The sequence below is a fragment of the Flavobacterium hydrocarbonoxydans genome, from assembly GCF_009789235.1.
Taxonomy (GTDB): Bacteria; Bacteroidota; Bacteroidia; order Flavobacteriales; family Flavobacteriaceae; genus Flavobacterium; species Flavobacterium hydrocarbonoxydans.
The window spans coordinates 60,097-74,823 of the sequence record NZ_WSTB01000008.1 but is presented as its reverse complement, the minus strand read 5'-3'; the positions used below and the strand labels follow the sequence as shown (position 1 = coordinate 74,823).

The 14,727-nt window shown below is 34.7% G+C and carries 17 protein-coding genes; 15 read left to right on the top strand and 2 right to left on the bottom strand.

The genetic code is table 11. The features are described from left to right. The first annotated feature begins 50 nt into the window (after positions 1-50). The 12 genes from gcvH to GON26_RS14665 all read left to right on the top strand — a co-directional run bounded on the left by gcvH (position 51) and on the right by GON26_RS14665 (position 9,274). Positions 51-431, top strand: a complete 381-nt coding sequence (gene gcvH / locus GON26_RS14720; protein ID WP_160375543.1) for a glycine cleavage system protein GcvH — start codon at positions 51-53, stop codon at positions 429-431. Further along, positions 424-801, top strand: a complete 378-nt coding sequence (locus tag GON26_RS14715) for a VanZ family protein (protein WP_160375542.1) — start codon at positions 424-426, stop codon at positions 799-801. The genes gcvH and GON26_RS14715 overlap by 8 nt, the downstream gene beginning before the upstream one ends. Positions 802-916: 115 nt before the next feature. Beyond that, positions 917-1,660: a deoxyribose-phosphate aldolase gene (gene deoC, locus GON26_RS14710; RefSeq protein ID WP_160375541.1), complete on the top strand. Its 744-nt coding sequence runs from the start codon at positions 917-919 to the stop codon at positions 1,658-1,660. An 18-nt stretch (positions 1,661-1,678) separates the two neighbouring features. Further along, positions 1,679-3,799 (top strand): energy transducer TonB, encoded by a 2,121-nt coding sequence (locus tag GON26_RS14705; RefSeq protein WP_160375652.1) that lies wholly within the window; start codon positions 1,679-1,681, stop codon positions 3,797-3,799. A 304-nt stretch (positions 3,800-4,103) separates the two neighbouring features. Further along, positions 4,104-5,006 (top strand): heme o synthase, encoded by a 903-nt coding sequence (cyoE, locus tag GON26_RS14700; RefSeq protein WP_160375540.1) that lies wholly within the window; start codon positions 4,104-4,106, stop codon positions 5,004-5,006. A gap of 2 nt (positions 5,007-5,008) precedes the next feature. Continuing rightward, on the top strand, positions 5,009-5,596 hold the full coding sequence (locus GON26_RS14695; protein WP_160375539.1) for a cytochrome c oxidase subunit 3: 588 nt from the start codon (positions 5,009-5,011) through the stop codon (positions 5,594-5,596). Between the two features lie 42 nt (positions 5,597-5,638). Then, positions 5,639-6,619, top strand: coding sequence for a cytochrome c oxidase subunit 3 (locus tag GON26_RS14690; RefSeq protein ID WP_160375538.1), 981 nt, complete (start codon positions 5,639-5,641; stop codon positions 6,617-6,619). A gap of 18 nt (positions 6,620-6,637) precedes the next feature. Continuing rightward, positions 6,638-6,988: a cytochrome C oxidase subunit IV family protein gene (locus GON26_RS14685; protein WP_160375537.1), complete on the top strand. Its 351-nt coding sequence runs from the start codon at positions 6,638-6,640 to the stop codon at positions 6,986-6,988. Positions 6,989-7,065: 77 nt separating this feature from the next. Beyond that, positions 7,066-7,731, top strand: a complete 666-nt coding sequence (locus GON26_RS14680; protein WP_160375536.1) for a hypothetical protein — start codon at positions 7,066-7,068, stop codon at positions 7,729-7,731. 11 nt (positions 7,732-7,742) lie between these two features. Next, positions 7,743-8,432 carry an SCO family protein gene (locus GON26_RS14675; protein WP_160375535.1) on the top strand — a complete coding sequence of 230 codons (690 nt, stop codon included), beginning with the start codon at positions 7,743-7,745 and terminating at the stop codon, positions 8,430-8,432. Position 8,433: 1 nt separating this feature from the next. Then, positions 8,434-9,018, top strand: a complete 585-nt coding sequence (locus GON26_RS14670) for a DUF420 domain-containing protein (RefSeq protein WP_160375534.1) — start codon at positions 8,434-8,436, stop codon at positions 9,016-9,018. Then, the gene (locus tag GON26_RS14665) at positions 9,008-9,274 is read left to right on the top strand and encodes a hypothetical protein (RefSeq protein ID WP_160375533.1); all 267 of its coding nucleotides are present in this window, start codon (positions 9,008-9,010) and stop codon (positions 9,272-9,274) included. The genes GON26_RS14670 and GON26_RS14665 overlap by 11 nt, the downstream gene beginning before the upstream one ends. A gap of 5 nt (positions 9,275-9,279) precedes the next feature. Here GON26_RS14665 and GON26_RS14660 read toward each other — a convergent pair whose 3' ends face one another. Both GON26_RS14660 and GON26_RS14655 read right to left on the bottom strand, forming a co-directional pair. Beyond that, complete coding sequence (locus tag GON26_RS14660) at positions 9,280-9,867, bottom strand: hypothetical protein (protein WP_160375532.1); 588 nt, start codon at positions 9,865-9,867, stop codon at positions 9,280-9,282. 34 nt (positions 9,868-9,901) lie between these two features. Beyond that, on the bottom strand, positions 9,902-11,311 hold the full coding sequence (locus GON26_RS14655; RefSeq protein WP_160375531.1) for a DUF4403 family protein: 1,410 nt from the start codon (positions 11,309-11,311) through the stop codon (positions 9,902-9,904). A 175-nt stretch (positions 11,312-11,486) separates the two neighbouring features. Between GON26_RS14655 and GON26_RS14650 the strand changes: the two genes are divergently transcribed. From GON26_RS14650 to GON26_RS14640, 3 genes are read left to right on the top strand one after another with little or no spacing between them, the layout of a single operon-like run. Beyond that, positions 11,487-12,188: an ABC transporter ATP-binding protein gene (locus tag GON26_RS14650; protein WP_160375530.1), complete on the top strand. Its 702-nt coding sequence runs from the start codon at positions 11,487-11,489 to the stop codon at positions 12,186-12,188. After that, entirely contained in the window at positions 12,181-13,425 is a 1,245-nt protein-coding gene (locus GON26_RS14645; RefSeq protein ID WP_160375529.1) for an ABC transporter permease, read from the top strand. Before GON26_RS14650 ends, GON26_RS14645 begins: the two co-directional genes overlap by 8 nt. Positions 13,426-13,427: 2 nt before the next feature. After that, a complete protein-coding gene (locus GON26_RS14640) occupies positions 13,428-14,693 on the top strand; it encodes an ABC transporter permease (RefSeq protein WP_160375528.1) in 1,266 nt (421 codons plus the stop codon). Positions 14,694-14,727 lie beyond the last annotated feature (34 nt).

Genomic DNA, 14,727 nt, shown 5'->3' with positions numbered 1-14,727 from the left:
ATTACATTTGTGGCTTAAAAATTAAATAATCAATTTTCAAACATACTATTATGAGCATACCAGCAAATTTAAAGTACACAAAAGATCACGAATGGGTTAGCATCGAAGGAGATGTTGCAACTGTAGGAATTACTCATTTTGCTCAAAAAGAGTTAGGAGATATCGTGTATGTTGAAGTAGAAACTTTAGATCAGACACTTGATAAAGATGAGGTTTTTGGAACAGTTGAAGCTGTAAAAACAGTTTCGGATTTGTTTTTGCCTTTAACAGGAGAAATTATTGCTTTTAATGATAGTTTAGAAAGCGCTCCGGAAACTGTAAATTCAGACCCATACGGAGCTGGATGGATGATTAAAATTAAAATTGCAGACGCATCAGAAATCGATTCTTTATTGTCTGACGAAGCTTATAAAACACTTATCGGTGCATAAATTAATCCTTTTATGCTGGTCGTTAATTGTTTCAGGAGTTATTGCTTATTTTTGCCTGGCAGAGTCGAGTAATATTCCAGCGGTTAATATTCCAAGCATAGACAAAATTATACATTTTTGTTTTCATTTTGGATTTACAATTTCGTGGATTACTTTTTTCAAAAAAGAACTCAAAGGAGCAGATGATGCAAAAGCATTTTTGATTTCGTTTATCTTTTCGGTTTTATTTGGAATTACAATCGAAATCATGCAGAGTGTTTACACTACAACGAGAGCCTCAGATGTAGCCGATGTTTTGGCCAATACATTAGGCGCTATGTTTGCCATTTTTATGGCAACAGTTTTTAGAAAGCAGCTCAATAAAATATAAAATCAAAACCCACTTCGGTGGGTTTTTTATTACGACAAATTCAACTTTTAGAAAGAATACTTTTTTAAGAATTTAAAATGTATTTTTGTCCTCAATTCGATGAAGTCTCAAAATCATGAATATCAAGCAATATCTGGATTCTACCTATTTAAAAACTGCCTCTCAAGCTGGTCTTTCAGAAGCAGAAAATGATGTTGTAGTCAAAAATGCTATTGCGGAGGCAATCACCGAAGGGTTTAAACTCATTATGATTCGTCCTGACAAAGTAGCTTTGGCAAAAGAAATGATTTCAAGAGCCAATTCTACTTTGCTTATCGGAACTGTAATTGATTTTCCAGAAGGTAAATCAGATTTAGAGACGAAACTTAAAGAAGCTAACGAAGCAATCGAAAATGGAGCCGATGATTTGGACTTTGTATGCAATTATGAAGCTTTCAAAAACGGAGAAATTACGCTCGTTAAAGAAGAAATTCTAATTGGTACGCAAATAGGATTGGCCAACAATAAAACCGTCAAATGGATTATTGAAGTCGCAGCTCTTGATGATAAAGAAATTATGCAGCTTTCGGCATTGATAAAAAATGTGGTGATTTCGAATTTCAAAGAAGAAAACTATGCAGCAGTTTTCGTGAAATCATCCACCGGATTTTATCAGACTCAAAACAATTTACCTAACGGAGCCACCATTCCAACTATCATAATGATGTTAGAAAATGCATCTCCTTTACCGGTAAAAGCAGCTGGAGGTGTTCGTACTTACGAAGATGCTGTCGAAATGATTCGTTTAGGTGTTAAACGCATCGGAACTTCGGCCGCAAAAGCAATTGTAAACGGTGAGAATACCACAAATCAATATTAAATGATAATAAAAAATGATATGAATAAAAGCTTTTTTACCTTTATTCTAACTTTGTTCTCTGTTTTTGCTTTTTCGCAAGAAACCAATAATTCAAGTATCAAACCTGGTTTTCTGGCGGAGCAATTTCCGGTTTTTCCTAATTGTGAAAATCTGCAGTCTAAAAATCTTGAAAATTGTTTTTACAAAGAAGTTCAGGATTTTGTTTATCATAATTTTGAAGTTCCTGATAATTTAAAACAAGAAAATTATAAAGGAGAGGTAAAAGTACTTTTTGAAGTGGATGCCAATGGTGAGTTCAAAGTAATTTATGTTAGTGCTGCAAATGAAGCCCTGACTGAAGAAGCTAAACGCGTTTTCGGAAAGTTTCCTAAAATAAAACCCTCTACTTATAACGGAAAACCAACCTATTCAAAATACACCATTTCGATTGATTTACCCCTTAAAAGTGCAGAGCAAATTGCGGCTGAAGCTTTGGCGGCATCGAAAATCGAAAAACCAGAGGAAAAACCAATGACAGAATTGGATAGTATTGTCTATAAAAAATACACCAATCCGGAATTCGAAAGTCATCTTAATATTCCTTTTTCCCACAGTTATTATGCACAGTTTGATGGTGCGATGAATAAGGTAGGCAGCAATAATCATACTGCGTCGAAACCTTATACGTATGCTGAGGTTTCAAAATATTATGATTTAAAAGCCACAAACGAATCACTTCAAAAGAAAACCACCGGCTGGCTGGGAAGAAAATTCTGGAACGAAAACATGGTTCAGATTGAAGGGGAAGATTATTGGCTGAGCTTAAATCCTATCGTTGATTTGCAAATGGGGAAAGCTTCAGATTTAGACGCATCGACCTATGTGAATACCCGGGCACTTAATTTTCGTGGTGGTTTAGGAAAACAAATCAATTTTACGACTACTATTTTTGAAAGTCAGGGACGATTTGCAGGCTATTTTAATGATTATGCCGAAACATTAAAACCTTCAGGAGGAAATCCGGCGATTATTCCGGGAATGGGAATCGGAAAGCGATTTAAAGAGGATAGTTACGATTTTCCTTTGGCAGAAGCTAATATTACGTATGCACCAAGTAAGTTTTTCGATTTGCAATTAGGTTACGGAAGGAACTTTATAGGTGATGGATATCGCTCATTATTGGAGAGTGATGGGGCAAGTCCTTATCCATATTTCAAAATCAATACGACTTTCTGGAAAATAAAATACACCAATACCTATATGTGGCTCAAAGATGTTCGCCCGGAAGTGACCGTTGATAGAACATACGCAACCAAATTTATGGCGAATCATTATTTAAGCTGGAATGTTTCGAATAAACTGAATTTAGGTTTTTTCGAATCGGTAGTGTGGTCCGATCAAAATGATCGAGGTTTTGATGTCAATTTTGTAAACCCAATTATTTTTTATCGTTCGGTAGAATTTGCCTCTTCCTCACGAAGCGGAAATGCACTTTTAGGAATGTCTGCAAAATACAAATGGAACAATCAAATCAATTTGTACGCACAGTTTTTAGTCGATGAGTTTTCGTTTGGAGATATAAAGTCGGCAGATAATAGCTGGAAAAATAAATTTGGTTATCAATTAGGAGCGAAGTATTATAATGCTTTTAATGTAAAAGACTTATTGCTGCAATTAGAGTACAACCATGTGCGTCCTTACGTCTATTCGCATAGTGCTGTTATTACAAATTATGTTCATAATAATCAAAGTTTAGGGCATCAGTGGGGAGGGAATTTTGATGAATTGGTTGCAATTGCCCACTATCATAAAGGAAGATTGTTCGCCGATGCTAAATTGACAATGGGAACCAGAGGACTGGATTTTGATACCGCCGAAGATAGTTTCAACTACGGTGGAAATATTTATAAAAGTTACGATGAAGACCGTCCGTATGACAACAATGTAAAAGTAGGACAGGGAAACAAAACCAGTATTTTTATTGCCGATGTTCAGGCAGGTTATTTAATAAATCCTATGACAAATCTGAAGTTGTTCGGAAGTTTTATTTTTAGAAATTTTGATCCAACACAAGAAACCGCAACGACTTTTAAGCAAAGTACAACCTGGTTCAATATAGGATTCCGTTCCGATATCTTCAATTGGTATTTTGATTATTAGAAGATCTGATTAGTTTTGAGGTTTTAGGAGCTATTTCCAGCTATCCGTTGCAATCTTTTGTGGCGAACCCCGCCACAAAAGGATTTCCACTTCTATCTGGGCTAGGGCATTCGTTTTCATAAGAACAATTTTATGAACAGAAATAGATTATTTAATAAGATTTTTCGAAATAATTGTGTTAAAGATGTGCAACTCCTTATTTTTAATAGCTTTATTCGAAAAAAATCTAAAGTTATAGCTCGAATTTCTATAATCTAATTTGTACATTTGCACCACTCAAAAAAACATACAAACAACAATAGTATTGAATACTTCACAAAATACAATTTCATTAAAATCAATTTTTACCGATTTCAAAGAAATCACTAAAGCAGGTTTAGCTATTAGTGTTTTGTTTTCTTCGATTGCGGGTTATTTGTTAGGTGTTAATGATGAAAATCCTTTTCAATGGAGTGTTTTGGCAGTGTTGATGATTGGTGGTTACTGTATGGTTGGAGCTTCAAACGCTTTTAATCAGGTAATCGAGAAAGATATTGATATCTTGATGGACAGAACCAAAAACCGACCGGTTCCATCAGGTCGCATGTCTCCCAAAGTAGCTTTGTTTGTGGCGAGTTTGCTAACTATTATAGGTATTACATTATTATATACTATAAATGCAAAATCGGCTATGTTTGCCGCAATTTCAATATTTTTATACACAAGCGTTTATACACCATTAAAAACGGTGACACCTTTATCTGTTTTTGTGGGGGCCTTTCCGGGTGCCATTCCTTTTATGTTAGGATGGGTTGCTGCCACGGGAGAATTTGGTATCGAGGCCGGAACATTATTTTTGATCCAGTTTTTCTGGCAATTTCCTCATTTTTGGGCTATTGGCTGGTTTTTATTCGAAGATTATGAAAAAGCGAATATCTTCATGTTGCCAACAGGGAAAAAAGATAAAGGAACTGCTTTGCAGGTGATTTTATATACGGTTTGGTTGATAATTGCTTCGTTATTACCGGTTTTAGGATATACAGGACAATTGTTTATTTCGCCTATTGCTGCTGTTTTAGTGTTTTTATTAGGTTTGTGGATGTTGTTTTACGCGGTAAAATTATACCAGTTAAGAACCCCAAAAGCAGCAAGAACACTAATGTTGGTGAGTGTTTCGTATATTTCGCTATTGCAGATAGTATATATAGTAGATAAATTTTTAAGATAGTTATGGAAATGACAATGACAACAAGCGAAGAGCAATTAAGAAAAGCAAAGTCGGCAAAACTGATTTTGTTATTTGCGATGGTAAGTATGACTATGATGTTTGCAGGGCTTACCAGTGCATTTGTGGTAAGTAAGTCAAGAGCAGACTGGTTGAAAAATTTCGAATTGCCAGCAGCTTTTTATTGGAGCACAGCCGTTATTATAGGGTGTAGTGTTACTTTTTATCTGGCTAAAAAAGCGATTCAAAAAGACAACAGAAGTGCCACAACAGGATTTCTTTTAGGAACATTGGCTCTTGGGATTTTATTTGTGGTTTTACAATTTGCCGGTTTTGGACAAATCGTAGATCAGGGATATTATTTTACAGGTCAGGGTAGCTCGATTACTACAACTTTTCTTTATGTAGTAACGGTTACACACTTATTACACTTGGCGGGAGGGCTAATTTCTCTTTTAATTGTAATTTATAATCATTTTAAACAAAAATATAATTCAACTCAAACTCTTGGTATAGAACTAGGTGCAATGTATTGGCATTTTCTAGATTTATTATGGGTTTATTTATTTTTATTTTTATATTTCTTTAAATAAGAAAAAAACGTAAATTTGGGAACTTTTTAACGAATATCTTTTATGGAAGCGACAGTTACTACTGCAAATAACGAAGAAAAAACTTGGGGAGGCGGCAATGAGCCATTAAGAGCAAGTTATGGTAAAATGATGATGTGGTTTTTTATCGTATCAGATGCCTTGACATTCTCTGGATTCTTGGCGGCTTATGGTTTTTCTAGATTTAAATTTATCGAAACATGGCCTTTGGCTGACGAAGTGTTTACACACTTCCCATTTATGCACGGAGTTGATGCTCCTATGTATTATGTAGCCTTAATGACTTTTATTTTGATTTTCTCATCTGTAACAATGGTTTTGGCTGTTGATGCAGGTCATCAGTTGAAAAAAACAAAGGTTGCTATTTATATGTTCTTAACCATTATTGGTGGTTTAATCTTCGTAGGTTCTCAGGCTTGGGAGTGGAAAAACTTCATCAAAGGAGAGTTTGGAGCAGTAGAAACATCTGGCGGAAGCTTATTGCAGTTTGTTGATAAAGACGGAAAGAGAGTGGCGTTGGCTGATTTCGCTGTGAAATTGCCGGAACAAAGAGAAGCTTTAACAAGAAGTCATGGTACTTGGTTTACTGAGTCTGCTGAAGCTCCAGCAACATATTCTGTTGCAGAGGTACAAGCTGGTTTCGCAGCTAATCCGGATTTATTGATAAGAACGGAACAACTTACTGCAAAAAAGAAAAAAACGATATTGACAAGAGAAGAGTCAATTGCTCGTCTAGGTACTGCAAAATATGTAGTTGAAGGAGCAAACCTTACAAGAAACGAATACGGTAGCAAATTATTTGCTGATTTCTTTTTCTTTATTACAGGTTTCCACGGATTCCACGTATTCTCTGGAGTTATCATCAATATTATTATTTTCTTTAATGTATTGTTAGGAACTTACGAGAAAAGAAGAAGCTACGAAATGGTAGAGAAAGTTGGTTTATACTGGCACTTTGTCGATCTGGTTTGGGTATTTGTATTCACTGTTTTCTACTTAGTTTAATTTTAAGATTTATTTATTATGTCACACGAGCACGTATCAAATACAAAAAGAATCTGGTTTGTTTTCGGATTACTTTCAGTTGTAACTACAGTAGAAGTTATTTTGGGTATTTTAAAACCTGAATCTTTAGAATTTACATTTTTCATTGGTTTGAATTTGTTAAACTGGATTTTTTACATCCTGACTATTTTCAAAGCATATTATATTGTATGGGCATTTATGCACATGGAAGGTGAAACAAGCAGCCTTAGATGGTCTGTTGTTGCACCAGTTATCTTCCTGGTTTTATATTTATTGTTCATTCTGTTGACAGAAGGACATTATATTTATGGGGTTTTTAAAGATTCTACTATTAAATGGAATTTTTAACATGATATTAATTCGAAAAGAGTCCCGATAACATCGGGATTTTTTTATTTTTGTACCTCAGTTATTCTTCCAAAAAAATGAAAAAAAATATAGTTCTCTTCTCGCTTTTTGTACTGCCAATTGTAGCTTATTTATTTTTTGCTTCTGGGGTAAATAGTTTTACAACACTTCCTGTTATAACACCTAAAGTGGCTGATTTCGGTAACTGGAAATCATTAGACGGAAAAGATGTTAAATTGAATAAAAAAATTACTGTTTTAGGCTTTTCTGGTTCGAATGTCCTGGACAACCGCGGTAATTATTTTAATCTAAACGAAAAAATATACAAACGCTATCACGGTTTCGAAGATCTTCAGTTTGTAATTGTGGCTCCTTTAGGTTCAGAAATCGAAGCTCAAAAAGTAATAGATGCTTTGGCTCCTTTTACAGAAGTTTCCGGATGGAATTTTGTTTTTGCTTCTCCTGACGAAATCAAAACGTTTTACAATCAATTGCAATTAAAAGGAAAATTAAACGAAAACTTAGGAACTTCTTATGTTTATATCGTAGATAAAGAGCGCAATGTTCGTGGTCGTAAAGGAGCTAATAAAGCAAACAAAGATAAAAAAGACGAATATAAAGAAGGGTATGATACTTTTCATCCTTCGGAGTTGAGCAACGAAATGCTGGATGATTTTAAAATCATTTTATATGAATATCGTGCCGCTTTAAAAAAGAATCATAACGCTACAAAGCAACTTTAAATTTCAAATAAATGTTTAAAAATAAATCCTATATTGGAATTTCGTTGATCATTTTGATTTTCGGAATTTACGCAGTGCCAAAAATTGTAGAAAGAATAAAAAGCGGTGATGTTGTAAAAGGAAACCGTTTGGATAATGTTGGATTAAAAGGTTCAAAAGACAGTGCCAAATTGTTAACGATTGGTCCTGCTCCTCAATTTGAATTGACAAATCAGGATAATGTTAAAATTTCGAATGAAAGTTTTAAAGGTAAAGTATATGTTTTGGAGTTTTTCTTTACCACTTGTCCTTCAATCTGCCCGAAAATGAATTTGAGCATGTTAGAAATCGAGAAAACATTTTTTGGTAATCCAAACTTCGGAATTGTTTCTATCACCATTGACCCGGCTCATGATACGGCACAGGTTCTGAAAGATCATGCGAAACTTTTGGGAGTAAAATCTTCAAACTGGCATTTCTTAACAGGAGATAAAACTACCATTATGGATTTGTCTAACAAAGGATTCAATTTATACGCTGGCGAAAATGCTAAAGTAAATGGCGGTTTCGAACATTCCGGTTTATTTGCTTTAATTGATAAAGATGGAAAAATCCGTTGCCGTAAAGACGAATTTGGAAACCCGATTTTGTACTATGATGGTTTAGATAAAAAAGGCGTACGAGACATTCAGCAAGACATAAAAATATTATTAGAAGAATAGGATGGAAGATAATTCATTAGAAAAAAAGTACAATAAATACATTGTAGCAGTTTCAATCGTAATACCGGTTGTGGTTGGTATTTTGTTCGGAATTAAACTCAAAGATTTTGGTATAGAGGTGGAGCCGCTTTCGTTTTTGCCGCCTATTTATGCTACAACAAATGGTATTACAGCGATTGTTTTGATTGGTGCTGTAATGGCCATAAAAAAAGGAAACCGTAAGTTACACGAACGATTGATGACTTTTGCTATAGCATTGTCCTTAGCATTTTTAGTGATGTATGTGGCCTACCACATGACGGCAGATTCTACTAAATTTGGAGATTTAAATCACGACGGAGTTCTGGATAAAATCGAAGAAGCTGGAATTGGTAGTCTTCGTTACCTGTATTTTGTTATTTTAATAACCCATATTTTATTGTCTATTGCAATTATTCCATTAGTACTGGTAACGTACGTAAGGGCTTTGGCACAAAAATTTGACAAGCACAGAAAAATTGCTAAAATAACATTTCCTCTTTGGTTGTATGTAGCGATAACAGGTGTAATAGTTTATGTAATGATTTCTCCTTATTATGCGAATTAAAAATAAAAATATTCAAATTGTAAATTCCAAATTCCAAACTTTAGTTTTTGGAATTTGTTTTTTCCTTACAGGAATTTCTTCTAATGCTCAATGTGCGATGTGCCGTGCTGCGCTGGCAGGAGAATCAAACATAAAAAAGGCAGAAGCTGTAAACGACGGAATTGTATATCTTATGGTGATTCCATATTTGCTTGTTGCAATAATTGGCGTTTTGATTTATAAAATGTACCAGTCAAAAAAGAAAAAGGCCGAATAATAATTTTATTCGGCTTTTTTCTTGAGTACCATTTTTAATTTGCTTGTTGCCAGATAATATATTCCAACAAATAATAAGAATACTAGTATTTTGCAAAACAACGCGAGAATGAAATTTGGCGGATAGATATCTAAATCACGATGCATAGTCCAGCCACCTGGAAGATAGTCATCATCAAACGCTGTCATCATTATTACGAATCTTTCGATTGAAATAATCAGTATAAAACTGAAAAGTAGTCTTAAAAAGATGTTTTTATAAACTCTTTTTATCCTTAATAGTTGAGTTACTAAAAACCATAAAATCGGTTGGGCCCAAATTCCGAACCAATATCTCCCAAACATTCTGTTCAACATGCTATTTTGTGCTTCTATATTGCTTTCAAAGTAAAAAACAAATAATCCTATAATCCATACTGCAAAATAAACAAGACCGGTAAAAGAAATGAATTTAGCAGCTTCGTTATCTACTTTATATAAAGCAGCATTTTTTGTAAATATCGATACAATTAAAAACAGCAAAGAATATAATCCGAAAGCTGTGAAAAAATCGATAGTTATTATCTGAAGTAAAAGCATTATGTTCTCTTTCATTAAAAGATCTTTAAAATTTTAAAAGTGAATAATTTTACTTCAGCCCATCAACAGCAACATTTACGCTTCCATTTATTTTGATGAAAGCAATAATCGCCTGATTGGTTAATTGAATTTTGTCAAAAACAATATCTTCCATTTTTCCGTTTATAAAAACGCCGGGCATTGGCGAGTAATTTTTTAGATATTCAGCCATATTTTTCTTTCCCTCTTCTAAATTAGGCTGAATAGAATAACGGCAATTTTCTTCCATTTTTCTTAAAATAAAACCTTGGGCAAGCCAGCTGGCAGTGCGCTGCAATTTGCTTTTGGTATCTAAAACATAATCTAGTTTATCAAAATAAATTTCTTTGGTTTTAGGATTATATTGTGGAAATCCGTTTAGATAAATCGTTCCGGTAACGGTTCCCAAAAGATCTAAAGCAATAATCATTTTACCGTCTTTATGCCAAATAGCAACATTTTGTACGGTTACTTTTTTGCTTCCGGAACCAAATTCCTGTCCTGCAAAATTCTTTGTCATAATTTTCGAAGCATCTGCATAACTCGAAATTGCCGCAATATTGGCCGAGATTTGGTTCGGAATTTTATCAACGGGTTTCAATACAATTTTGCTTGCATTAAATTTTGAGTCGGGTTGTTTGCCAACAATGGTTTCCATGTTGCATTTCATTCCCATATCCAGTAAAAACAAATCATTTTTAAGCTTTGCATTGGTCGAATATACTTCTACAGGTACAATTCGTAACCAGCTTTCATAGGTATCACTCATTTGGAAAGGCGTACATATTTTTTCTAAAGCCGATAGGACATTCGGTTTGAAATCCATAGATTTTTCTATTGCAGCGTCAATTTGTTTTTCGATTTTCGATTTAAAAATAGAAACAGCAGGATTTACCAGATAGGTAATAGGCAGGTTTTTTCCGAAAACAGTCATCGTGGGACTTTCGTTCCAGTCCAGGGATTTAAATTCTGTTTTGGTGTTCAGTTTCCAGTTGGTCAATGCAACTTCACTTGATAATGTAATAACACCATTCAGGTTAAATTCGCGTACGTCATAAAGCTCAACGCCCAATTTTTTGGTTCCAATTCTATATTTAATATTTGCTTTGAGCGGCAAAATGGTTTTTATCTTTTTGTTGGGACTAGCTGGATCATTTTCGATTCTTATCGGGGCCTGTTTCCAGATTTTCATCTCGATATCGTCGTCTTCAATATTTTTATCCTCATATATTAATCCGTTTAGCAGTGCGTTGGTCTGGTTTTCAATATCATGCAGTTTTACCGTAATCGGCAAGTTGATAAACGAAGGATTGCTATCATAAATTAAAGGGCTTGCATCATCAGGTTCCGGTTTTAAAGTGGCTATTTTTTGAGAAGTAGAACAGCCTGAGACCATTAGGAATGCTAGGAAAATCGTTAATACAGATAAAAATTTTAACATATAAAGGTTTTTATGAATCGACAAAAATAAGAAATTTAATATCTTTTAATAATATTGTGTAACATTTTGATAATAACGGAGTCTTATTGTTGAAGCAAAGTCAAAATTATTAACTTTTCTTTATCATAATTAACTTAATATAAATGTTATTATTGTTTTAAAATTTAACAATATCATGATCGAAATCAAAGACTTGCATAAATCCTATAAAATGGGAAGTTCGGAATTACATGTGTTAAAAGGCATTAATTTTAATATCGCAGAAGGAGAATTAGTTGCTATCATGGGATCATCAGGTTCCGGCAAATCTACGCTGCTTAATATTTTAGGGATTTTAGACGAGGCTGATTCGGGGAGTTATATTTTAGACAACACACCTATCAAAAAATTAAATGAAACATTAGCATCTAAATACAGAAATAAGTTTTTAGGATTTGTTTTTCAGTCGTTTAATTTAATTAATTATAAAACAGCGCTCGATAACGTTGCAATGCCTTTGTATTATCAGGGAATTAAAAGAAAAGAACGGTACGAGATTGCGATGAGATATCTTGAAAAAGTAGGCTTAGGATCGCATTCGCATCACTTGCCAAACGAACTTTCCGGAGGACAAAAACAGCGTGTGGCAATTGCAAGAGCTTTGGCGTCAAACCCAAAAGTTTTATTGGCTGATGAGCCAACAGGAGCCTTGGATACGAAAACTTCCTATGAAGTTATGGAACTGATTCAGGGGATTAATGACGAAGGAAAAACAATTTTGATTGTTACCCACGAACCGGATATTGCCGCAATGTGCAAAAGAAACGTAGTCCTGAAAGACGGACTCATCATTGATGATAAAATAGTAGAACAAGTTAGAGCTTCAGCTTATGTTTAATATTGAGCGTTGGCAGGAAATATTTGAGGCAATTGCCAAAAATAAGTTAAGAACCTTCTTGACAGGGATTTCTGTGGCTTCAGGTATTTTTATTTTAGTGATTTTGCTGGGTGCCGGAAAAGGACTTCAGAACGGAATCGAAAAGCAATTTGAAAATGACGCCAAAGGAATTATCGAAGTGTGGTCGAATGTTACGACCAAAGAGTACAAAGGACTAAATCCGGGAAGGCAAATCCAACTTAGAAACAGTGATTTTGAGCTTCCATCAAAAAAATATGATGGCGAAATTGATAAAAAATCTGCCACGAATATTACCTGGGGAGCAACGGTAACCTACGGAAAAGAATCGAGCACCTATCAGTTTAGAGGAGTGAATCCGGATTATCTGGCAATCGAAAATGCAACGATTATTTCAGGGCGTTTCATTAATGATAATGATTTAAAAAACAACGAAAAAGTTACAGCAATCGGACTAAAAGTTAAACAGGATTTGTTTAAAGAAAGTAATCCTATTGGTAAAGAAATTTTGGTAAACAATATCAATTTTAAAGTAGTTGGGGTATTTACAGATCCTTCTGGCGAGAGAGAAGAGTCAAGGGTTTATATGCCGATGACTACCATTCAGCGTGCATTTGGTGCCGGAGATAAAATTAACGGAATGATGTTCGTTTTGAACAAAAGCGATAACTACGATCAGGCATTGGCAGAATCTAAAAGATTTACAGATGGAGTGCGTGAAATGCTGAAAAGCAAAAATATAATTGCGCCGGATGATGATAGTGCTATCGGAATTTATAATTCGGTTGAAGAAGCCAAACAATTTTATGATTTGAATCTTTACATCCGACTGTTTTTCTGGTGGGTAGGTATTTGTACCATCATAGCAGGAGTAGTGGGTGTAAGTAATATTATGCTGATCATCGTAAAAGAAAGAACGAAAGAAATTGGAATCAGAAAAGCATTGGGTGCATCGCCGGCTTCTATCATTGGAATGATTTTACACGAATCTATTTTTATTACCACTATTGCTGGTTTTACAGGTCTTTTGGCAAGTTTATTATTGCTTGAATTTGTGGGTCCATTAGTTCAGAGTGAATATTTTAGAAACCCTGAAGTCGATTTTACTGTAGCACTTACCACTTTAGGTTTACTGGTGTTTGCAGGAGCAATGGCTGGTTTTTTTCCAGCATACAGAGCCGCCAAAATAAAACCTATTGTAGCACTTAGAGACGAATAATTATGTTTAAAAAAGATAATTGGGACGAGATTTTGCAGGCTTTAACAGCCAATGTTTTTAGAACAGTCCTGACTGCATTTGGAGTTTTCTGGGGAATATTTATTTTGGTAATATTACTCGCAGCAGGAAATGGTCTGGAAAACGGAGTTAAAAAAGGCTTTGACGGAATCGCAACCAACACCATGTTTATGTGGAGTCAAACCACTTCGAAAGCCTACAAAGGATTGCCTAAAGTGCGCCGCTATGATTTTAGAAATAGTGATGTTCAGGCTTTGAAAGAAGCTTTTCCGGATTTATTATATGTTTCGCCAAGAAATCAGTTAGGAGATTTTAATGGAACTAATAATGTGGTTCGCGGTACTAAAACTTCGGCTTTTACCATTTATGGCGATTATCCGGAATTGATCAAGCAACAGCCAATGGATATCATAAAAGGCCGTTTCATAAATCAACAGGATATTTTAGATAGAAGAAAGATTGCTGTAATTGGAAAAGGAGTAATCACAGAGCTTTATGAAAAAGCAGAAGAGGCCATTGGGACTTATGTAAAAATCAACGGAATCAATTTTATGGTGGTTGGTGTTTACAATTCGAAACAAACGGGCGGAAATGCGGAGCAGGAACAAAAGAACATATTTATTCCGTTTACTACTTTTCAGCAAGCTTTTAATTATGGTGATAAAGTAGGCTGGATGGCACTGACAGCAAAAGATGAAACTTCGATTACGGATTTGAAGCCTAAAATTTTAGAGCAAATAAAAGTATTGCATTCTATAAATCCAAAAGACGACCGCGCAGTTGGAAATTTTGATTTGTATGAACAATTTAATAAAGTACAAAGTTTATTTAATATTCTAAAAATTATTGCCTATTTCGTAGGAACGCTGGTTTTGATTTCAGGAGTAATCGGAATTTCGAATATTATGCTTATTGTGGTCAAAGAACGTACAAAAGAAATCGGAATTCGTAGAGCCTTAGGAGCAACTCCCGGGGCGATTCGGGGACAAATTTTATCCGAATCCATATTTTTAACTATTATTTCAGGAATGTTGGGGATTGCAGTAGCAACAGGAATTATTGCGCTCCTTAATATGGCTTTGGATTCCATGCCGCCCGGTAGCAATACCATGTTTGCCAACCCAAGTGTTGACTTGGGAGTGGTATTTGTTGCCTTATTAATATTAGTAGGTTCCGGTTTGCTGGCAGGATTTATTCCGGCACAAACTGCAATCAATGTGAAGCCTGTAGATGCTTTACGAACAGAATAAATTATCAATCAAAAAATAATCGATTAAACCAAAA